General features: G+C 68.7%; 21 protein-coding genes. 11 read left to right on the forward strand and 10 right to left on the reverse strand.

Annotation, left to right across the window (positions count from 1 at the left end; genetic code table 11):
• The 3 genes from rpoB to AB0B91_RS19035 form a co-directional block, all read left to right on the forward strand.
• Window positions 1-3153: DNA-directed RNA polymerase subunit beta (rpoB, locus tag AB0B91_RS19025; RefSeq protein ID WP_358320830.1), on the forward strand; the 3153-nt coding region annotated here is incomplete at its 5' end.
• A gap of 234 nt (window positions 3154-3387) precedes the next feature.
• Entirely contained in the window at window positions 3388-3606 is a 219-nt protein-coding gene (locus AB0B91_RS19030) for a hypothetical protein (RefSeq protein ID WP_358320833.1), read from the forward strand.
• The gene (locus AB0B91_RS19035) at window positions 3607-4086 is read left to right on the forward strand and encodes a DMT family transporter (protein WP_358322179.1); all 480 of its coding nucleotides are present in this window, start codon (window positions 3607-3609) and stop codon (window positions 4084-4086) included.
• 30 nt (window positions 4087-4116) lie between these two features.
• On the opposite strand, the gene AB0B91_RS19040 is transcribed toward AB0B91_RS19035, so the two are convergent.
• On the reverse strand, window positions 4117-4782 hold the full coding sequence (locus AB0B91_RS19040; protein ID WP_358320836.1) for a nitroreductase: 666 nt from the start codon (window positions 4780-4782) through the stop codon (window positions 4117-4119).
• A 285-nt stretch (window positions 4783-5067) separates the two neighbouring features.
• On the opposite strand from AB0B91_RS19040, the gene AB0B91_RS19045 reads away from it, so the two are divergent.
• The 5 genes from AB0B91_RS19045 to AB0B91_RS19065 all read left to right on the forward strand — a co-directional run bounded on the left by AB0B91_RS19045 (window position 5068) and on the right by AB0B91_RS19065 (window position 8654).
• Window positions 5068-5823: an SDR family oxidoreductase gene (locus AB0B91_RS19045; RefSeq protein ID WP_358320839.1), complete on the forward strand. Its 756-nt coding sequence runs from the start codon at window positions 5068-5070 to the stop codon at window positions 5821-5823.
• Window positions 5824-5981: 158 nt separating this feature from the next.
• Entirely contained in the window at window positions 5982-6215 is a 234-nt protein-coding gene (locus AB0B91_RS19050; protein WP_358320842.1) for a hypothetical protein, read from the forward strand.
• Between the two features lie 67 nt (window positions 6216-6282).
• A complete protein-coding gene (locus AB0B91_RS19055) occupies window positions 6283-7203 on the forward strand; it encodes an RNA polymerase sigma-70 factor (protein ID WP_358320844.1) in 921 nt (306 codons plus the stop codon).
• 183 nt (window positions 7204-7386) lie between these two features.
• Window positions 7387-8130, forward strand: a complete 744-nt coding sequence (locus AB0B91_RS19060) for a hypothetical protein (RefSeq protein ID WP_358320847.1) — start codon at window positions 7387-7389, stop codon at window positions 8128-8130.
• Window positions 8131-8168: 38 nt separating this feature from the next.
• Complete coding sequence (locus tag AB0B91_RS19065) at window positions 8169-8654, forward strand: Ohr family peroxiredoxin (protein ID WP_358320850.1); 486 nt, start codon at window positions 8169-8171, stop codon at window positions 8652-8654.
• Window positions 8655-8694: 40 nt separating this feature from the next.
• On the opposite strand, the gene AB0B91_RS19070 is transcribed toward AB0B91_RS19065, so the two are convergent.
• Window positions 8695-10035, reverse strand: coding sequence for an FAD-binding oxidoreductase (locus AB0B91_RS19070; RefSeq protein WP_358320853.1), 1341 nt, complete (start codon window positions 10033-10035; stop codon window positions 8695-8697).
• 166 nt (window positions 10036-10201) lie between these two features.
• On the opposite strand from AB0B91_RS19070, the gene AB0B91_RS19075 reads away from it, so the two are divergent.
• Entirely contained in the window at window positions 10202-11134 is a 933-nt protein-coding gene (locus tag AB0B91_RS19075) for an RNA polymerase sigma-70 factor (RefSeq protein WP_358322182.1), read from the forward strand.
• A gap of 62 nt (window positions 11135-11196) precedes the next feature.
• Here the strand turns inward: AB0B91_RS19075 and AB0B91_RS19080 are convergent, their stop codons facing one another.
• From AB0B91_RS19080 to AB0B91_RS19090, 3 genes are all read right to left on the reverse strand, one after another.
• The gene (locus tag AB0B91_RS19080) at window positions 11197-12912 is read right to left on the reverse strand and encodes an ABC transporter ATP-binding protein (protein ID WP_358320856.1); all 1716 of its coding nucleotides are present in this window, start codon (window positions 12910-12912) and stop codon (window positions 11197-11199) included.
• Window positions 12909-14711 carry an ABC transporter ATP-binding protein gene (locus AB0B91_RS19085; protein WP_358320859.1) on the reverse strand — a complete coding sequence of 601 codons (1803 nt, stop codon included), beginning with the start codon at window positions 14709-14711 and terminating at the stop codon, window positions 12909-12911. The genes AB0B91_RS19080 and AB0B91_RS19085 overlap by 4 nt, the downstream gene beginning before the upstream one ends.
• Window positions 14712-14787: 76 nt before the next feature.
• Complete coding sequence (locus tag AB0B91_RS19090; protein WP_358320862.1) at window positions 14788-15684, reverse strand: alpha/beta hydrolase; 897 nt, start codon at window positions 15682-15684, stop codon at window positions 14788-14790.
• 358 nt (window positions 15685-16042) lie between these two features.
• Between AB0B91_RS19090 and AB0B91_RS19095 the strand changes: the two genes are divergently transcribed.
• The gene (locus AB0B91_RS19095; RefSeq protein ID WP_358320865.1) at window positions 16043-16519 is read left to right on the forward strand and encodes a hypothetical protein; all 477 of its coding nucleotides are present in this window, start codon (window positions 16043-16045) and stop codon (window positions 16517-16519) included.
• Window positions 16520-16535: 16 nt separating this feature from the next.
• Here the strand turns inward: AB0B91_RS19095 and AB0B91_RS19100 are convergent, their stop codons facing one another.
• Window positions 16536-16685 (reverse strand): helix-turn-helix transcriptional regulator, encoded by a 150-nt coding sequence (locus tag AB0B91_RS19100; RefSeq protein WP_358320867.1) that lies wholly within the window; start codon window positions 16683-16685, stop codon window positions 16536-16538.
• A 103-nt stretch (window positions 16686-16788) separates the two neighbouring features.
• Between AB0B91_RS19100 and AB0B91_RS19105 the strand changes: the two genes are divergently transcribed.
• Window positions 16789-16989 carry a hypothetical protein gene (locus AB0B91_RS19105; RefSeq protein ID WP_358320870.1) on the forward strand — a complete coding sequence of 67 codons (201 nt, stop codon included), beginning with the start codon at window positions 16789-16791 and terminating at the stop codon, window positions 16987-16989.
• 4 nt (window positions 16990-16993) lie between these two features.
• On the opposite strand, the gene AB0B91_RS19110 is transcribed toward AB0B91_RS19105, so the two are convergent.
• The 4 genes from AB0B91_RS19110 to AB0B91_RS19125 are packed head-to-tail and all read right to left on the reverse strand — an operon-like array spanning window position 16994 to window position 20863.
• Window positions 16994-17860, reverse strand: a complete 867-nt coding sequence (locus AB0B91_RS19110; RefSeq protein ID WP_358320872.1) for a sugar phosphate isomerase/epimerase family protein — start codon at window positions 17858-17860, stop codon at window positions 16994-16996.
• Between the two features lies 1 nt (window position 17861).
• Entirely contained in the window at window positions 17862-18650 is a 789-nt protein-coding gene (locus AB0B91_RS19115) for an ATP-binding cassette domain-containing protein (protein WP_358320874.1), read from the reverse strand.
• Between the two features lie 2 nt (window positions 18651-18652).
• Window positions 18653-19705: an ABC transporter permease gene (locus tag AB0B91_RS19120; protein WP_358320877.1), complete on the reverse strand. Its 1053-nt coding sequence runs from the start codon at window positions 19703-19705 to the stop codon at window positions 18653-18655.
• A gap of 42 nt (window positions 19706-19747) precedes the next feature.
• Window positions 19748-20863, reverse strand: a complete 1116-nt coding sequence (locus AB0B91_RS19125; RefSeq protein ID WP_358320879.1) for a sugar ABC transporter substrate-binding protein — start codon at window positions 20861-20863, stop codon at window positions 19748-19750.
• Window positions 20864-20984: the final 121 nt, after the last annotated feature.

Genomic DNA, 20984 nt, shown 5'->3' on the forward strand with positions numbered 1-20984 from the left:
GACAAGGACATGACCTTCTCCGCCCCGATGTTCGTCACGGCGGAGTTCATCAATAACACCACAGGCGAGATCAAGAGCCAGACGGTGTTCATGGGCGATTTCCCGCTCATGACGCCGAAGGGCACCTTCATCATCAACGGCACCGAGCGTGTCGTGGTCTCGCAGCTCGTCCGGTCCCCGGGCGTCTACTTCGAACGTAATGTCGACAAGACGTCGGACAAGGACCTCTACGGCTGCAGAGTCATCCCATCCCGGGGTGCCTGGCTCGAGTTCGAGATCGACAAGCGTGACAGCGTCGGTATGCGTATCGACCGCAAGCGCAAGCAGGCCGTCACCGTGCTTCTCAAGGCACTGGGATGGACCAACGAGGCGATCCTCGAACGTTTCGGCCAGTACGAGTCGATGCGCGCCACCCTGGAGAAGGACCACACGGCCGGCCAGGACGACGCGCTGCTCGACATCTACCGCAAGCTGCGTCCGGGCGAGCCGCCCACCAAGGAATCCGCGCAGACCCTGCTGGAGAACCTGTACTTCAACCCCAAGCGTTACGACCTCGCCAAAGTCGGCCGTTACAAGATCAACAAGAAGCTGGGAGCCGATTCTGAGATCACTCAGGGCACGCTGACCGAACAGGACGTCGTCGCCGCGATCGAGTACATCGTCCGCCTTCACGCGGGCGAGGAGTCGATGCCGGGCGCCGGCGACCGTGAGGTCATCGTCGAGGTCGACGACATCGACCACTTCGGCAACCGCCGCCTGCGCAGCGTCGGCGAGCTCATCCAGAACCAGGTCCGCCTGGGTCTGGCCCGCATGGAGCGCGTCGTGCGCGAGCGGATGACCACTCAGGACGTCGAGGCGATCACGCCGCAGACCCTGATCAACATCCGCCCGGTCGTGGCGTCCATGAAGGAGTTCTTCGGCACCTCGCAGCTGTCGCAGTTCATGAACCAGACCAACCCGCTCGACGGCCTGACGCACAAGAGGCGTCTGTCCGCGCTGGGGCCCGGTGGTCTGTCCCGTGAGCGGGCCGGCTTCGAGGTTCGTGACGTGCACCCGTCCCACTACGGCCGGATGTGCCCGATCGAGACCCCGGAAGGCCCCAACATCGGCCTGATCGGCTCGCTCGCCTCTTTCGCCCGGCTCAACGCCTTCGGTTTCATCGAGACGCCTTACCGCAAGGTCGTCGACGGCAGGGTGACCGAACAGATCGACTACCTGACCGCCGATGAGGAAGACCGCTTCGTCAAGGCGCAGGCCAACAGCGCGATCAACCCCGACGGCTCGTTCGCCGAGGCTCGCGTCCTGGTCCGCACCAAGGGTGGCGAGACCGAGCTGGCCCGGGCCGAGGAGGTCGACTACATCGACGTCTCGCCGCGCCAGATGGTGTCGGTGGCCACCGCGATGATCCCGTTCCTGGAGCACGACGACGCCAACCGGGCGCTGATGGGCTCCAACATGATGCGCCAGTCGGTGCCGCTGCTCAAGAGCGAGGCGCCGCTGGTCGGCACCGGCATGGAATACCGTGCCGCGACCGACACGGGCGACATGATCAGCGCCGAGAAGGCGGGCGTGGTCGAGGAGGTCTCCGCCGACTACGTCACGGTCATGAACGACGACGGCACACGGACGACCTACCGGGTGGCGAAGTTCAAGCGGTCCAACCAGGGCACCTCGGTCAACCAGAAGCCCATCGTCGCCGAGGGCGACCGGGTGGAGGCCGGGGAAGTGATCGCGGACGGTCCGTGCACCGACCGTGGCGAAATGGCGCTGGGCAAGAACCTGCTGGTGGCGTTCATGCCATGGGAGGGTCACAACTACGAAGACGCGATCATCCTGTCCCAGCGGCTGGTGCAGGACGACGTCCTGTCCTCGATCCACATCGAGGAGCACGAGGTCGACGCCCGCGACACCAAGCTGGGCCCTGAGGAGATCACCCGGGACATCCCCAACGTCTCCGAGGAGATCCTGGCCGACCTCGACGAGCGCGGCATCATCCGCATCGGCGCCGATGTCGTCAACGGCGACATCCTGGTCGGCAAGGTCACTCCGAAGGGCGAGACCGAGCTGACCCCGGAGGAGCGGCTGCTGCGCGCGATCTTCGGTGAGAAGGCCCGTGAAGTCCGCGACACCTCGCTGAAGGTGCCGCACGGCGAGCGGGGCAAGGTCATCGGCGTGCGCGTGTTCTCGCGCGAAGAGGGCGACGAGCTGCCACCGGGTGTCAACGAGCTGGTCCGCGTCTACGTGGCCCAGAAGCGTAAGATCACCGACGGCGACAAGCTGGCCGGCCGGCACGGCAACAAGGGTGTCATCTCCAAGATCCTGCCGGTCGAGGACATGCCGTTCCTGGAGGACGGCACCCCGGTCGACATCATCCTCAACCCCCTGGGCGTGCCCGGCCGAATGAACGTCGGCCAGGTGCTGGAGAACCACATGGGGTGGATCGCCGCCCGCGGCTGGGACATCTCCGGCGTCCAGGAGGCCTGGGCCGAGCGGCTGCGTGACAAGGGCTTCGAGAAGGTCGCCCCGCGCACCAACATGGCCACGCCGGTCTTCGACGGCGCCCATCAGGAAGAGATCGTCGGGCTGCTCAACAGCACCATCCCCAACCGCGACGGGGATCGTCTGGTGCAGAGCAGCGGCAAGGCACGGTTGTTCGACGGTCGCTCGGGCGAGCCGTTCCCCTATCCGGTCGCGGTCGGCTACATGTACATCCTGAAGCTGCTCCACCTGGTCGATGACAAGATCCACGCCCGGTCGACCGGCCCCTACTCCATGATCACCCAGCAGCCGCTCGGCGGTAAGGCCCAGTTCGGTGGCCAGCGCTTCGGTGAGATGGAGGTCTGGGCTCTGGAGGCGTACGGCGCCGCCTACGCGCTCCAGGAGCTGCTGACGATCAAGTCCGACGACGTCCTGGGCCGCGTGAAGGTCTACGAGGCGATCGTCAAGGGCGAGAACATCCCCGAGCCGGGCATCCCGGAGTCCTTCAAGGTCCTCATCAAGGAAATGCAGTCGCTGTGCCTCAACGTCGAGGTGCTCTCCAGCGACGGCATGTCCATCGAGCTACGCGACTCCGACGAGGACGTCTTCCGCGCGGCGGAGGAGCTCGGTATCGATCTGTCCCGGCGTGAGCCGAGCAGCGTGGAAGAGATCTGACGGTCCCCATGCGCGACCCGCGACGGGTCGTCTGCTCAGGTGTCGCCAACCGGCGGGACTTGACGAAGGGACGCGGCGAGGACGGCCGTCCTCGCCGCGTGGTCGGGAAGGTCCGGGTCGGGCGGCTTCCTCGGAGCGGAACGAGGCCGCCTGGCGTTATTTCGTTGCGGCCGTAAGTCCGGGCATGCCAGTGTCGAAGCCGCTGGACGGTCATGACGATGCGGGTGGTGTGGTGTGAGGTACGCGGGGCTCGCGCTCGCGTTCGTGTCCTCGGGGTGTTTCGCGTTCTCGGGGCCGCTGGCGAAATACCTCAACGCCGCCGGGCTGACGCCGATCGAAGCCGTCTGGGCGCGGATGGCCGGGGCCGGGCTGTCGCTGGTGACCGTGCTGGCCTTGACCAGGCCGGAGGCGCTGCGGATCCCGCGCTCCAGGTTGCCGTTCGTCGGGCTGTAGCTGGCCGGGGCGTGCTCAGCCGGATATTTCCTGATGAACGATAGCTTTGGCGACGACGTGCATCCGCTCGGGCTCATCGCCTGGGGGATGGCGGGGGCGGCCGTGGCGCTGATCCCGTTCGCGCGGCCCTGGGACCTGCCGTGGAAGGCGTTGACGGTGTCCGTCACGCCGGCAGCGGGTGCTCAGCGGTTGCCTCTGCTGGTGGCGTACCTGTGGATGGTGTTGGTCGCGACCGTGGTGGCGTACATCCTGGGGGTGAACGCCGTTCGGCGGCTGTCGGCGGCCGTGGGCGCCACTGTGGCGTCGCTGGAGGTCATCGGCGGCGCGATCGTGGCCTGGTCGTTGGTCGGGGAGACGCTGGGCGTGTTCCAGATCGTGGGCGGGCTGATCGTGTTGTCCGGCGCGCTCCTGGCCCAGACCGCCACCGGCTCCGCCCCTGCCGCCCAGCCGCCACCGGTGCCTGACCTGGCGGAACGATGACTCGCCGGTGCCGCACCCCCGCGCCTCTGGCTAGCCCTCGACGAACGTGACCGTTTCGTTGAGCGGCGCCCGACCCGTACGGATGTAATCCACCGTGACGTCCTCGAACCCGATCGACATGCCGCAGAAGAGGATGAGCCCATCCGGAGGTGACACGATCTCGGCGACGGTCTTGCGATACACCGACCACGCCATCTGCGGGCAACTGTGCAACCCTTCGGCGCGGAGCAGCAGCATGACCGTCTGCAGATACATGCCGAGGTCGGACCATTGGGGCAGGCCCAGGCCGCGGTCGATGTAGCAGAACAGGGCGGCGGGCGCGCCGAAACAGTCCCAGTTCGCCGAAGCGGCCCGCTGGCGCGACTCCCAGTCCTCGCGCGAGATGCCGAGTGCGCCGTAGCGCTCCTCGCCGAAGGCGGATCGGCGCTCGCGGTATGGGGACTTCAGTGCGGACGGGTACATCTCGTACTCCCGCTCGTCCCAGGGGTCACCGGCGGCCACTCGCTTGCCGGCCCGCTTCTTGAGCTCGGCCAGCGGCTCACCGATCACCACGTAGGCGTGCCAGGGCTGGAGGTTCGAGCCGGACGGCGACCAAGCCGCGGCGGACAGCACGCGCTCCAGCACCTCCCTCGGGACGACCTTGTCGGTGAATCCGCGCACCGCCCGTCGGCTCGTTACCGCCTCATAGACGTCCAAGATCGCTTCCCCCGTCTGCTCAGTATGTCTACTTATGGACCGTCGGGGATCGGAAGATGTGACATCTTGTCGTTCCCTCGCGACGTCCCGGATCGGCGTGGTCGCGGCCATCACGGACTGCCGATGCATCGCCGCAGGTCAATGGGCACGTTCAGAGCAAGGTCCATGGCATCGCCCGCAGGCTGAGAAAAATTTAGCAGCCGGCTGTCACAAGCCCGGAGGCTGTCCGGTCTTAGCTGGAGACCGGTTGGCAGCGGCTGCCCCGGCGGACAGAAAGGAGCTGCCATGAAGATCGTGGTAATCGGCGGAACCGGCCTGATCGGGTCGAAGCTCGTGAAGAAGCTGGGCGAGCACGGTCACGAGGCGGTGGCGGCGTCGCCGAATACCGGCGTCAACACGCTCACCGGCGAAGGGCTGGCCAAGGTGCTGGCGGGCGCGTCGGTGGTGATCGACGTGTCGAACTCCCCGTCGTTCGAGGAGGCCGCCGTACTGGAGTTCTTCGAGACCTCCACCCGCAACCTGCTCGCCGCGGAGGCCGCGGCCGGCGTCGGGCACCACGTCGCGCTGTCGGTGGTGGGCACGGAGCGCCCGCCCGGGAACGCCTACTTCCGGGCGAAGATCGCCCAGGAGCAGCTGATCGAGAAATCGCCGATCCCGTTCTCGCTCGTGCATGCCACCCAGTTCTTCGAGTTCGTCCGGAGCATCGCCGACGAGGCCACGGATGGCGACAAGGTACGGATGCCGCCCGTCCTCTTCCAGCCCATGGCCGGCGACGACGTCGCGCAGGCGGTCGCCAGGGTCGCGGTGGGAGCGCCGCTGAACGGCAGGGTCGAGGTCGGCGGGCCCGAGCAGTTCCGGATGGACGAGTTCTTCCGTGAGGTGCTGGCCTCCTGGGGCGATCCGCGTGAGGTGGTCACCGACCCGCACGCGCACTACTTCGGACAGGAACTGCTCGAGCGGTCGCTGGTGCCGGATGACGGCGCCACCCTCGGCCAGATCCGCTATCGCGACTGGCCCGGCCGGAACGCCACCAAGAAGTAGCCCGTCCTCACGCAGGTGATCCCCATGTCCGACAGCCACCCGGCGACCACTGAACCCAGGCCGAGATCGACCGCATGGCAGACCGCGCCGACCCTGCCGCTGATGCACGTGGTCAGCCGGCCTGCCGGACATCCACTCAAGCCACCTATGGAGAGAAGATGACAGTTCCGGAGCGCGAGAACGATGTTCTGTACGAGCTCAAGGTCGAGGTCGAGATCGAACTGACGGAGACTGTGGCGAGCCGTCCGGAGGAGGAGATGGCACTGCCGATCTCCGACTGGCTGTTCGACCCGACGGACGCCGAGCGTGAGGAGATCGGCGAGCGGGGTCTGCTCGCCGCGGTCGAGGTGTTGGAGGACAGCCCGCCGCCCGGGCCGAGCGCCGAGGCGTGACACCCCCACGTCGACCGGCTGAATCGATGTGGAAAAGTTGACAGCACAGCGAAGGCGGGGGGTAACCATGCGTTCGAAATCGCTGGAAGAGGCAAGCGACCTCGAAGAGGCCGCTTCCGCCTTCGTCGTGCTGCGGCCGCGCCTGTTCGGCATCGCCTATCGGATGCTCGGCAGCGCGGCGGAAGCCGAGGACATCGTGCAGGAAACCTGGTTGCGCTGGCAGAACACCGACCGCTCGACCATCGAGAACCCCTCGGCCTTCCTGGCGCTGATCACCACCCGCCTGGCCATCAACGTCGCGCAATCCGCCCGAGCGCGACGCGAGGCCTACATCGGGCCCTGGCTCCCCGAACCCGTCGACACCAGCTCCGACCCCACGATCGGCGCCGAACGCGGCGAAGCACTCGAACTCGCCTTTCTGCTCCTGCTCGAAAGACTGACCCCCACCGAACGGGCCGCCTATGTCCTGCGTGAGGCCTTCGTCTACCCGTACGCGCAGATAGCGGACATCCTCCAGCTCAGCCCGGCCAACGTCCGCCAGCTCGTGAGCCGGGCCCGCAAGCACGTGTCCGCCGCACGGCGCGAGCCCATCGACAAGATCGAACACCGGCGTCTCCTGACGGCCTTCCTCACCGCCGCCCAGACCGGAAACGTCGCCGCGCTCGAAAACCTGTTCGCCGCGGACGTCGTCAGCTCCTCCGACGGCGACGGCATCAGAGGGGCAGCGCGGTTCCCCCTGGTGGGCGGCCCCCGCGTGGCGAAATTCATCGCCGCGTTCGCGCCACGGTTCTGGCCGGGCGCCGACTTCACGTGGGTCGAAGCGAACGGGCGTCCCGGCGTGCTCGTCCCCGGCGGCCGCACCGGTGTCGCGCTGCTCACTATCGAGGCTTCGCCGCAGGGCATCCATCACCTCATGTGGATCGTCAATCCGGCCAAACTCGACACGTTCACACGATCACGGGCTCGCCACCCACTAAAGAGGGCCTAGCCGCCCAAGACGGCCGCGTCACAACAGGACTGGCTATCCGGTCTTAGCTGTCGACACCGACAGAACAGAGGACATCGTGTGGGCGACCCTGTGGACCGGCGGCCAAGCCGATTTCGCGGCTTGGAGCAAGGCGAAGCCGCGCCGGTCGCAGGCGTACTCCCCCGGCTACCAGGGCGGCAGGAGATGACCGAGGTGAGCGCCGGAACGCTGGCGGAGATGCTCGATGAACGGCAGCACCTGCTGGAGATCGCCTTGTGGATGTTCGGCTCGGAGATCACGGCTGACCGAATCGTTCAAGAGACCTACCGCCGCTGGTACGCCCTCGGCGATGCGGAGCGCGCCGGGATCGCGGTGCCGCGCGCCTGGCTGACGCGGGTCGCCGGAGGCATCTGCCTGGAGTTGCTCGCCACTGCCACCCCGACGCACGCACCTGCCGGCGTACCGCTATTGGCCGCGGCGCCCGTCACCGACACTCCAGCACGTCGGGCCGAGCCGCTCACCGGCCTGGTGATGTGCCGGGCCGGCGAGGGGGCACATCACCAGGGCCGGTCGCGCCAAGCGATGCTGATCAGACACGATCGTGTCGCGCGCCGGTTCGCCGCGGCCTGTGGCACGGGAGACACCGCGGCGCTGCGGGCGGTCCTGGCCACGGATGCGATGGTCGTGAGCGATGGTGGCGGCAAACTACGCGCCGCCATCCACCCGACCCACGGCGCGGACGCGGTCGCCCGGTTCGTCACAGCCTTGCTGACCGGCCAACCCGGCACCGATGTGGCCGTCGCGTCCGTGAACGGCCGGACGGGTCTGGTGCTGCGCCGGGCGGGCCAGGCCGTGGCGGTGGTCGGCGTGAGCGTCGCCGGAACGGAGGTCACCGCGGTGTGGATCGTGCTGAACCCCGACAAGTTGCGGCGCTGGCACCGCTCATGACCGGCGTCCCCCCTGGCGTGCCACCGAAAGGCGTACTGGTGAACGATCCGAGATTGTCCACGGAGCACGACTACAGCGGCTCCGCGTTCAAACCGCTCTACACCACGCGCGTCACCGTGACCGGCGGCAGCTCCGCCCACGGCCGGGCCACCGGCCGGGCCCGCTCCGCCGACGAGGCCCTTGACCTGGAGCTCCGGATGCCGGGGGAACTGGGCGGCGACACCACCGGCCCGAACCCCGAACAGCTCTTCGCCGCCGGGTACGCCGCCTGCTTCCACGGCGCCCTCAGCCTGCTGGCCCGCCGGCACCTCCTCGACCCCGAACCGATCACCGTGGAGGCGACCGTCGCCTTCGGCCGTGACCCCGCCGACGGCGGCTACCAGCTGAGCGCCGACCTCGTCGTGACCTGGCCCGGAGTCGCCCTCGAGACGGCCGCCGAGCTGCTTGGCCAGGCGAGCACGCTGTGCCCCTACGCGAAGATGACCCGCCAGGGCATCCCCGCCACCATCAGCCTCGCCCCTTGAGTCCGGCTTTACATTGTAGATCACTCATTGTCCGCACGACTTACCGAGGCCGGACGTTGTGGTTGCGGGCGAACAGATTACCGGGGTCGTACTGACGCTTGACCGCCGCGAGCCGCTCATAGGTCGCCGTTGGATAGATCGCGGCGACATCCTCCTCGGTGGCTGCAGCGAGGAAGTTCGCGTAGGCGCCGTTGACGTGCGGTGCGAGTCTCCCCCAGATCGCTTCCAGAGCAGGTCGAGCGGCCTCGACGACCGGCTGCGGACCCGCGACGGTGGACACGAACATCAACTCCGCTCGGCGGTGCGCGTAGGCGGTGGCGTCGTCGGGGACTCGGGACACCGCACCGCCGACGCTGCGAACGGCGATGAACGGCGACCCCGCCGACGCCCCGACCTCGGTGAGGATCCGCAGGGCCTCGGACACCGATTCCTTGTCGACGAAGGCGCTTCGGGTGACCAGCTGAATGCCCGGCGGCGGGGTCGCGCCATCCACGAGCGTGTCCGCATAGGGCTTCAGCGCGACGTCGTCGTCGATCGCCGTGCCGAGCCGGCGGATCGGGTCGATCGCCTCGGCCGCGAGCTCCGGATCATCGCCGTCGAAGGCGACCTGGATCTCGACCGGCGCTTCGGGTCCGCCGGCGAAGGGATTGGCGAAGCTCGCGATGGAGGTGAGCTCTTCGGGGGCGGTACGGAGATAATCCGCCCAACCCTGGAGCACGGTGGCCGCCTCCGATGCCGGAAAAGCGATCTTGCCGTAGAAGACGTCTGTCGTCGGGTGCGCCGCGAACTCGAAGGCGGTCACGATCCCGAAATTGCCGCCGCCACCGCGAATCGCCCAGAACAGCTCCGGATTCACCTCCGCGCTCGCCCGCACGACCTCCGCGTTGGCCGTGACCACCTCTGCGGCGACCACGCTGTCCAGGGCCAGGCCGTACTTCCTGACCTTCCAGCCGATGCCACCGGTCAACGTCAGCCCACCGACACCGACGCTCCTGGTGTCGCCCGAGGAGATCGCCAGGCCGTGCGGGGCCAGAACTGCCGCGACCTGGCCCCAGGTGGCGCCGCCGCCGATCCGGACGAGATGACGTTCCTTGTCGAGGATCTCCACGTTCGCGAGGCGGCTGAGGTCGATCACGACGCCGCCGTCGTTGGTGCCGAAGCCCGGAAAGCTGTGGCCGCCGCCTCGTACGGACAGCGGAAGCCCTGTGCCGGCGGCGAATCCGACTGCTGCTTGCACGTCCGCGACGGTCTTGGGCCGCAGAACATAGGCCGGACTGCCGGAAGCCAAGATCGAGCGGCTGGCCGATTCGTACTCCGTTCCGCCCGGTTCGATGATGTCGTCACCGAAGTCACGGCGAAGGATTTCAAGCTCTGAACTCATGACGTTCCTTCCGTTGCACTGAACGAACACAAGATGCCGACGACCCGAACCTTGTGACAGCACGGCCATGTGACGTGCGCCACAAGGATCGGTGTCACAAAACGGCGGTGGCCGGCATCTGGTGGGTGACACAGTCGAGAGTGAACAGGAGTCATCCATGGCCGGCATGTCGCAGACCGCGCCTGAAGATCGCGGTGGGGAGCTGGGCCGGGACGATCGCCCGGATCCCGCCACGGAGGCGTTCGTGGCCCATCGCAATCTGTTGTTCACCGTGGCCTACGAGATGCTGGGCTCGGCCGCCGATGCCGAGGATGTCCTGCAGGAGACCTGGTTGCGGTGGGCGGGGGTCGACCTGGGTGAGGTGCGGGATCAGCGTGCGTATCTGGTCCGGATCGTCACGCGGCAGGCGCTCGGCCGGTTGCGTGCGCTGGGCCGGCGTAGGGAGTCCTATGTCGGGCCGTGGTTGCCCGAGCCGTTGCTGACCGCGCCCGATGTGGCCGAGGACGTCGAGTTGGCCGACAGTGTCTCGATGGCGATGCTGCTGGTGCTGGAGACGCTGCAGCCGACCGAGCGGGCGGTGTTCGTGTTGCGTGAGGTGTTCGATCTGGCCTATGACGAGATCGCCGAGGCCGTCGGGAAGAGCCCGGCGGCGGTGCGTCAGATCGCGCACCGGGCGCGGGCGCACGTGGCGGCGCGTCGTCCGCGGGGAGTCGTTTCCCCGGCCGAGACGCGGGACGCGCTGGCGGCGTTCCAGCGGGCGGTCGAGACGGGCGATCTGCAACGCCTGTTCGACCTGCTCGCGCCGGATGTCGTCCTCCTGGGTGACGGCGGCGGCGTCGTGCAGGCCGCGCTGGAGCCCGTCGTGGGAGCCGGCCAGGTGGCTGACGTACTGGCCGCCGGGCTGGGCAGGTGGGGCGCCGCGGCGTCGCTGCGGCCGGCCCAGGTCAACGGTTATCCGGCGCTGATTCTCCGGGTCGACGGCGAGGTCAACACCGTCATGGCGGTACGCATCGACGACGGGCTCATCACCGGCCTCTACGCCGTGCGCAATCCCGAGAAGCTGTCACGGATCGAACGGGAGACCGCCCTGCGCCGCTGAGCCCGGCGACGGTACCAAAGGACCTTGAGCAGCCGTTCGGCCAGGACGGCTGCCGAGGTCCCTCAGGACTTCGCTACCGACGCCATGGACATTTCCCAGAAAGCGGCGTAGCGACCGCCGCGGCGCAGCAGTTCGTCATGGCTGCCTTCCTCGACGATCCGGCCCCCGTCCAGAAAGACGACCCGATCGGCGCGTTGGACGGTCCGCATCCGGTGCGCCACCATCACCACCGTCCGGCCCGCCATCAGGCGTTCGATGCCTTCGTGGACCGCCGCCTCGTTCACCGGGTCCAGCGCGGAGGTCACCTCGTCCAGCAGGACGACGGGCGCGTCCTTCAGCAGCGCTCGCGCGATCGAGACACGCTGGCGCTCGCCACCCGACAGCAGCGCGCCGCCCTCGCCGACATTCGCCGACCATCCGCCGGGCAGTCGCCCGATCACCTCGTCCAGCCGCGCCGCGGTCGCCGCCGCCCGCACCTCGGCCTCGTCGGCGTCGGGGCGGCCGAGCCGCACGTTCTCCTCGATCGTGCCGTCGAAGAGATAGACGTCCTGGAAGACGATGGCCAGCCGCGCCATCAACACCTCCGTGCTGATCGCGCGTACGTCCACACCTCCCAGACGCACCGCGCCCGCGTCCACGTCGTAGAACCGCGCGAGCAACTGCAGCAAGGTGCTCTTACCGGCACCCGACGGCCCGACCACGGCGAGCCGCTGTCCCGCCGGCACGGACAACGACACGTCGTCCATCACCGTACGGTCGCCGTGCCGGAAGGCCACGGATTCGAACGCCACGTCATGGCGTACCGGCTGGATCGGTTCGCGAGGCTCCGGCAGCGGCTCGGTGCGCAACACCGTGTCGAGCCGGGCCAGCTCGGAACGCGCGCCGCGCAGTTTGCCGCCCATCTCCGCCAGCGACAGCAGCGGATCGGCGCAGCGGGCGGCCAGCACCAGGATCGCCAGCACCTCCGCCGCGCCGATACTCCCGCCGAGCGCGAGATAGGCCCCCAGGACCAGCAGCACGGTGAACATCGCCTGCACCGTGAGCGTCAGGCCCACGACGCCGGGCAGCACCGACAGCGTGGAACGGCGGGAGGCGCGCTGGACCTCACGCAGCGAGTCGTCGAGCAACCGGAAGCGTTCAACGCTCCGGCCGCCGGCTCGCAGCACCGGCTGGGCCTGGAGATATTCGATGACTCGCCCGGTGGCCTCCCGGCCGCGGTCGGCGCTCTCCGCATCGACGGCGGCCGTCGAGCGTCCCGTCCAGATCTGGATCGCCGCCACGATCGGGGCGGCGACCAACGCGGCCAGCCCCAACCGCCCGTCGAAGGCGAGCATCACGGCGACGATCGTCAGGGGCGTCACACAAGCGGAGATGAACGGTGCCAGCAGGTGCGCGATCACGCTCATCGCCTGCAGGAGGCCACGGCCGGCCATGACGGAGACCTCCCCGACGCGACCGGCGCTGTACCAGCCGATCGGCAGCCGGGCCAGATGATCGCCGAGGCGGTGATACATACCGCGCAACAGCGTGGTCCCGACGCGGAAACCGGACAGATCACTGACATAGCGCAGCACCGCGTAGACCGCGACCGCGGCCCCGAACGCGATCAACCAGGGCCGCGCGTCCGCGGGGCTGCTCCCGAACAGCGCCCGCAGCACGGGAACCAGCAGTGCGTAGGACAAGCCCTCGACCACCGCGGTCGCCGTCATCAGGGCCACGGTGCGGCGCACCGGCTGGGCGTACTCGTGTCCCAGCACGCGCAGCAGCATTCGAATCATCGGGGTTCGTCTCCTTGCGGTACGCCACCATGGGTGTCGATCTCGTCGGCGATCGCCGATCGGTGGGATCGCCAGAACGCGGCGAACCTCCCGTCCTGTGCCAGCAGCTCGGCGGGCCTGCCACGCTCCACGATCGACCCGTTCTCCAGCACCACGACGGTGTCGGCGTCGGCGACCGTCTCCAGGCGATGGGCGATGACCAGAATCGTGCGATCGCCGCCCAGCGTCGCCAGGGCCCGGCGCACCGCCTGTTCGGTCTGCGGGTCGGCGAAGGAGGTCGCCTCGTCCAGCACCAGTACGGGCGTGTCGGCGAGCAGCGCGCGTGCCAGCGAGATCCGCTGCGCCTCGCCACCCGACAGTCCGGCGTCTTCACCGATCACCGAGTCGTATCCGCGCGGCAGCCGGAGAATTCGATCATGAATATTGGCCAGCCGGGCGGCGCGAACCACGTCGTCGAAGTCGGCCTGCGGCACCGCCAGCGCGATGTTGTCCGCGACCGACGCGCGCAGCAGGCGAACGTCCTGGAGCATGAAGGAGACCGTCCGGTAGAGCTCCCGGCTGCCGATCTCGCGCAGATCGACACCGCCCAGGACGACCGAACCGTGGGTGGGGTCGAAGAAGCGCGGCAACAGCTGAACCAGCGTGGACTTCCCGCTTCCCGACGGCCCGACGATCGCGGTGACCGTCCCCGGTTCGAGCACCAGGTCGATCCCGCGCAGCACCTCGTGATCGGCTCCATAACCGAACCGAACATCACGCAGTTCCACCCGGTGTCCGTGTGGCGCGACCGGGTGGGCGGGCTCCGGAAGCGACGGTACGTCGAGCACGTCCCGGATCCGTCCGACCGCGCGCCCGGCGGCCTGCATGTCGTCGAAGCCGTGGCCGAGTGCCGCCACCGGAGCGGTCAGGCCCAGCCCCAGCAGCAGGAACGGCAGCAGGTCGGCCGGGGCCATGGCGCCGGCCGTGATCAGTACCGCGCCGCCGATCAGCACGACCAGCAGCACGAACGGCGGCGACAGCACCAGCTGCATCCCGGCGGCGATCCCGGAGATGCCACGCACCCACCGGTAGAAGATGCCGACGAAGTCGTCCGCGGCGGTGCGGAACTTACGGTGGGCGCGCCCGGATCCGCCGAACGCCTTGACCACCGAGATACCCTGCACGAACTCGACGACGGAGCTCGAAATCCGTCCCATGGCCGCGTCGAACTCCTCCTGCTCACGCAGCCGGGCCGGGGTCATCATCAGGGGAACCAGCCCCACGGCCAGCCCTACCGGTATCAGGGTGATCAGCGTGAGCCGCCAGTCGACGGCGAACAAGTAGATCAGCGACACCAGCGGCACCACGAACGCGGAGGCGAGGTCACCGGGGGTGTGGGCGATGAACGGATGCACGGCGCTCACGTCCTCCCCCACCACCTTCGCCAGCTCGCCGGTCCGGCGCCGGGAGAACCAGCCGATCGGTACGCGCCCCAGCCGCGCGGCCAGTTGCCGGCGGAACGACAGTTGCACCTGGCCGTCGAGCAGGTGCCCGATTCCGGACGACGCGGCCGTGAACAGCAGCCGGACGAACAACCCGGCCGCCCCCGCGATCACGACGAACCAGACATGGCCCTGATCGATCGGGCCGGGCGACAACAGAGCCCGACCCAGTTCGACGACTGCCAGCAACGGCGCCAGACCCGCGACAGCGCCGATGACCTGCAGGACCATGACGGCGGCGAAACTCCCGAGATGAGGGCGCAGCAGCCCTGCCATGCTCTGTCCCGCCGTGGAATCGGCAAGCTCAGTGGTTGTCATCGCATTCCCGTCGTCGTCGATCTCATCTCGGTCAATCTCGTCTCGGTCAATCTCGTCTCGGTCAATCTCGATCGCCTCACTCGGCCAGGGCACGGCGCAGGGCTCCGGAGAGTTCGGCGAGCTGCCGCTGTGACACCTCGGCGGACGGGATCGCCTGCGACCCGTGGAAGGTGCCGGACCATTGGTGCAGCTCGACCGACACACCCGCCTCCAGCAGGCGCATCGCGTAGCCGATGCCTTCGTCGCGGAGCGGGTCGAGCTCCGCGGTGGCGATGTAGGCGGGTGGCAGGCCGGACAGGTCGTCGGCCCGTGCCGGGGCGGCGTACTGCGAGGCGGGCGCGGAGCCCAGATAGTGCCGCCACGTCGCGGTGAGCTTGTCGCGGGTCATCCAGGGCGTGTCGGTGAAGTTCCGTGCCGACCAGGTCTCCTGGCGGTCGTCGAGCTCGGGCTGGTTGAGCAGCTGGAAGCGGATCGGCGGGCCCTGCTCATCGCGCGCCCGCAGCGCCACCGCGGCCGCGAGCCCCGCGCCTGAGCTGTGACCGCCGACCGCGATCCGCCCGGCGTCGATGCCGAGCTCGGCGGCGTGCTCGGCCGTCCAGGTGAGTACGGCGTAGGCGTCGTTCAGCGCGGCCGGGAACCGATGCTCGGGCGCCTGGCGGTAGCCCACCGAGATCACCACCGCGCCGGAGCTGTCCGCGAGCCGGGACGCCCACGGGTGCTCGGTGTCCAGGTCGCCCATGACGAATCCGCCGCCGCGCAGCCAGACGATGGCGTCCCGTGCCTGGCGCGGGCGATAGATCCGCACCGCCACGTCCGGATCGGCGGGCACCAACCGGTCCTCGATCTCCATTCCCGCCGTGTCCGCCGCCGGTGCCGCGCCGGCCAGTTCGGCGAGGTTCTTGCGCGCGGTGACCGGATCGGTCAGATCGGCTGAGGGGAACAACGGGATGAAGGCTTCCAGTTCGGGATCCATGGCGCCCATCCTCACGGTCGGCACCCCTCGCGATCATCCGCCATCCGTCGTGTGTTCCATCGAAATGGCGCACCGATCGGCGCATGAGACCTCACGTCGCCCCGCCGAAGAGCGCGTACTCGACGTGGTCGAGCGCCAGTCGTACGGCACCGAGCGCCACGGATTCGCCGCCCAGCTCGGAGGTCTTCACGCGTGCGGGCTCAGCGGGCGAAGGCACGGACGACGGCCGCCGATCTCTCCTGGCCAGAAGACCAACGGCGCGTGTCACCTGCTGTTCGTCCCTAACGCCTGGACCGATAACCAAATTTCGGGCATGCTTGTCGAGATCTTTGGTCAAGAGCTACGAAAGGACGATCAGGTGCGAATGCCGGCAAAGGCAGTCCTCCTCACGGCGACACTCTGTCTCAGCGGTGTCGTCGCGCTCCCCGCGAACGCCGCTGCGGCGGCGAGCCCGGAGAGCATCTGCGGCTCCGGTTACGCGCGCATCACCGGCGGCACGCAGCCGGTGAAGACCTCGAGCGGCCGCAAGTACGGCACGGTCTACCTGCTTTACAACCGCAGCAACGGTTACAACTGCGTGGTCACCATCAAGTCGAGCTTCGTCGGCACGAAGACGCCCGTCAGCGCCGAGCTCACGATCATGGCCAAGCCGATCAAGGACACGAAGCAGGACCCGATCGTGCGCAGGGACAAGGGCAACTTCAAGTCCTACGCGGGCCCGGTGAAGTATTGGGCCCAGGGCAGGTGCGTGAAGTTCTGGGGCACGATCAAGCCGCTCGGTCACGACCCGGCCGTCGCCAGTGGTGGCCGTCAGAAGTGGGACAACTGCGGCTGACGCCCCGTCGCGGGAGTCAGACCAGCCGAGGGCCGGCCAGCGTGGCCAGCTCCGTCCGGTTGCCGACGCCGAGCTTGACGTACACGTGTGACAGGTGGATCTTCACCGTGTCGCGGCTCATGAACAGCCGGGCGCCGATCTCGGGGCTGTTCAGGCCCTCCACCACGAGCCCGGACCACGTTCAGCTCGGTGGGCGTGAGGCTGGCCCAGCCGGTCGGCGGCCGGGCGCGGGTGCCCCGGGCGCGGCGGACATAAGCCACCGCCGTGTCGTGCGCGGGTTGATCCACGGGGTGGCGTGGACAGCCCATGCTCTCCCGGGCGGCCGCGCCGGCGGCGAGCACACGCGCCGCCTCGACCAGCCGCGGGTCCGGGCCATGAGCGCGCCCAGCGCGTCCAGACTGTCGGGCGGGCTGTCCCGCCGGTTCGACGATTCGGGCAGCGTCCTGCTGCGCTGCACAGCAGGACGCTGAGCGGTCACCAGTTCGCCGTGCGCTTGGCGATCTCCTCGCGCATGAAGACGCTCGACTCGCGGGCGCGTTCCTCCCAGGCGAAGACGCAGACGGTCATGATCGCGTCGGGAGTGCGGGCGAAGTCCATGGCGGCGAGGGTGTCGAAGAACTCGTCCCAGTCGACCTCGCCCTGGCCGATGTCGAGGTGCTGGTGGACCCGGGCGGGGTTGCCGGGCGGGTTGGTGATGTAGCGCAGGCCGCTGGAGCCGGTGTGGTCGTAGGAGTCGGCGACGTGCAGGTGGGTGAGCTTGTCGCCGGCGTACCGCATGATCCCGGCGAGGTCGCCGCCCATGTGGAAGGTGTGCGGGGCGCAGTACAGGTACGACACGAGCGGGGAGTTGATGCCGCGGACCATGTCGGCGGCGATCTTGCCGTCCTCGACGAAGTCGTCCGGGTGCGGTTCGAGGCGGAGCTGCACGCCCTCGCGCTCGAAGATCGGCAGCAGTTCCTCCATGGACCTCCAGAACTTCGCCTCCGACAGGCTCGCCTGCTCCGGGCGGCCGTTGAACTCGCTGTTCATGACGGTGCAGCCCAGGTCGACGGTGATCTGGATGGCGCGTTTCCAGTAGCGGACGGCGGCCTCGCGCTCGTCCTCGTCGGGGCCGGACCACCGGTAGAGCGGCAGCATCGAGGCAACCCGCACGCCGGCGCCGTCGAGGGCCCGCTTGAAGGCCCTGACTCTCGCGTCGTCCGCCCGGGGATGCAGGAAGAACGGCATGAAATCATCCCGCGGCGACAACTCGATGTACTCGTAGCCGAGCTCGGCCACGACGCCGGGGAGTTCCAGCAGCGGGACGGACCGCAGCATGTACGGGTCGAGGGCGAGTCTCATGTCAGCTCCCCGCCAGGTCGGCGAGTTCCGCTTCCAGGTCCGCCATGGCCTCGCCGCCCGCCATCAGATCCGTGATCTGTTCGCGCGTCCGTTCGCCCTTGTGGAAGTCGTCCGCTTTGCGGCCGTGGATCAGGACCGCGAAGTGGTCGCCGACCATCATGGCGTGCAGGACGTTGTGGGTGACGAAGATGACCGCGACGCCCTTCGCGCGGGCCTGCATGATGATCCTCAGGACGTGCGTGGCCTCCTTGACACCGAGCGCGGCGGTCGGCTCGTCGAGGATGAGGATGTTGGCGCCGAAGTAGACGGCCCGGGCGATGGCCAGGGCCTGGCGCTCGCCGCCGGAAAGGCTTCCGACGAGCCGTTTGCCGTCGGTCACCCGGGTGATGCCGAGGGACTGCATCTCCCGGACGGCGATCTCGCCGGCCAGGCGCTTGTCGAAGCGCTTGAAGGGGCCCCAGCCCTTGGTGGGCTCGACGCCCACGAAGAAGGACCGGCCGACGGTCATGAGCTGGAAGGTGCCGCCGAACTGGTGGACCGTGGCGATCCCGTACGCGCTCACGTCGCGCGGGCTCTTGAAGACGACGGGCCGCCCGTCCACCTCGATGGTGCCGCACGTGGGGGCGTGGAAGCCGGACAGGATCTTGATCAGCGTGGATTTGCCGGCGCCGTTGTCGCCGAGCAGGCACAGCACCTGGCCCGGGTGCACCTCCAGGGAGATGTCCGCCAGCGCGTTCGTGCCGACGAACGACTTGCCCACGTCGGTGAGGCGAAGGAGTGGCTGGGTCATGATCAGGCCTTCTTTCCGGAACGCGGCGCGTACGACAGCGCCAGCCGGCGGAACGTGTTGTTCATGAGGACGGCGGCGAGGATGAGGACGCCGAGGATGAAGCTCGCCCAGTCGGAGTTCCACCCGGTGTAGTAGATGCCCTGGTTGACGATCGCGAAGGTGAGTGTGCCGAAGACGACCCCGACGACGGACCCGTAGCCGCCGGTCAGCAGGACGCCGCCGACCACCACCGCGATGATGGAGTTGAAGACGAACGACTGCCCGTTGGCGACCTGGGCGCCGTTGTAGAGGATGGTCTGGATCACGCCGACCAGGGCGGCGCCGAACCCGCTCCCGGTGTACAGCGCGATCTTGAGCCGGTTGGTCGGGATTCCGGCCGCGCGGGCGCTCTCCTTGTCGCCGCCCACGGCGAGGATCCAGTTGCCGTACTTGGTCATCTGGAGCATCCACCCGACGCCGAGCGCGACCACGATCCACCACAGGATCGCCACCTCGAACTGGCCCGCGATGAGGGTGCCGAAGACCGCCTTCGACCCCGGGTCCGGGTTGAGGGCGACGCTGGTCGTACCGGTGATCACGCGGGACAGTCCGAGGGTCAGCCCGGCCATCCCGAACAGGGTCGCCAGGGTGACGACGAACGACGGCACGTTGGTCCGCGTCACGATGAGCCCGTTGAGCGCTCCCGCCGTCACGCCGACACCGAGGGCGAGCACGATGCCGAGGATCATCGGGGCGCCCCAGTAGCCCGAGACGATGGCCAGGGTCATCGAGCTCGCCGCGAGCACGGAGCCGACCGACAGGTCGAGTTCGCCGGCGATCATGAGCAGGCCGACCGGGAGGGCGATGATGCCGAGTTCGGCGGCGACGTTCAGCCAGGCCGCGGTGCCGGCGGAGGCGAGGAAGTGGGCGCCGCCGAAGATGGCGAAGAAGACGAAGACCCCCAAGGTTCCGATGAGGGCGCCGGCCTCCGGACGGTACGTCAGATTGCGCAGGGAACGTCCCGACGACGTCCCGGCCGCTGCCGGGCGGGCCGTGTCGGAGATCTGGACGGTCATTGCTCTTTCACCTCAAAGGAGTGACGGGCGGTGCCGGGCGGATCAGCGGACGCCGGCCTGGACACCGGAGATCGCGGCGTCGACGTTGCCGGCGTTGATGATGGCGGGCCCGGTCAGCAGCGTGTTCTGCGAGATGAGCAGCCCGTAGGCGTTGTAGGCGTAGGCCTGTGACACGGCGAGGTAGCCCTGGAGGTAGGGCTGCTGGTCGATGCAGAAGAGCTGCTTGCCGGCCTTGATGCGGTTGAGCTGGGCCTCGTTCATGTCGAACGTGCCGAGCTTGATCTTGGCTCCGCCACCCGCCTGCTCGATGGCGGCGGCCGAGCTGTCGGCGTCTCCGGTGCTGATGGTGACGACCCCGTCGATGGAGTCGTCCTTGAGCAGGGCCGACTTGATGGCCTGGGTCACGGCTGTCGGGTTGCCGAAGTTGGAGGAGGGCAGCGGCAACTGGGTGGACTTGCCGCCGCCGCCGCTCATGCCCTCGGCGACGCCCTTGCACCGGGCCTCGGTGTTCACGGCGCCGGGAAGGGTGTTGACGCACAGGACGTTCTTGGCGCCGTTCTTGGCGAAGAACTCGCCGCCGGCCTTGCCGGCCAGTTGTTCTTCGGAGCCGGTGTAGGTCAGCGCGCCGACGTTCTTCGCCTGCTCGGCGCCGCCGGCGTTGAACAGGAAGACCGGGACGCCGCCGCTGGATGCGGCCTTGAAGGCGTCGTTCTGCGCCTCGGGGACCCAGTCGGCGCCGATGATGGCGGTGGCGCCCTGGCTCTTCGCGCTGAGGATGAGCTTGGCGGCGTCCGGGCCGAGGTTGTCGTAGTTCTGCGGGCCGAGCCAGGTCACGTTGCCGCCGTTGGCCTTGACGACCTTGGCGGCGTCGTCCGCGCCGCGCTTGACCGCGGACCAGAACGGGTCGTCGGACTTGCCGCCGATGACGAACAGGGACACCTTCCCGCCACCGGATCCGGCGGTGTTCGCGGCGGCGCTGGAAGCACCGGCGGCGGGCTGGCTGGTGGCGCCGGTGGTGGCCTTGCCGCTGGCGCAGGCGGTCAGGACCAGGGCGGCGAACAGGCCGATCGCCGTCAGCGGGAGGCGGCTGTGGCGCTTGGGGCCGCTGGTGAGACCGGGGAGGCCGGGTGGACGCCGCCGGGTTCGGGTGCCTTCCATGGTTGCGGTACTCCTTCGTGTGATGCGCCGGCGCGACAGATGTCTCGGTCGGAGCGCGCGATATATCGGGGGGGTATGTCGGATGGCGACCGGCAAGGCCGATCGCGGGACTGGGTGCGCG

This window comes from Nonomuraea sp. NPDC049141 (assembly GCF_040648415.1).
Taxonomy (GTDB): domain Bacteria; phylum Actinomycetota; class Actinomycetes; order Streptosporangiales; family Streptosporangiaceae; genus Nonomuraea.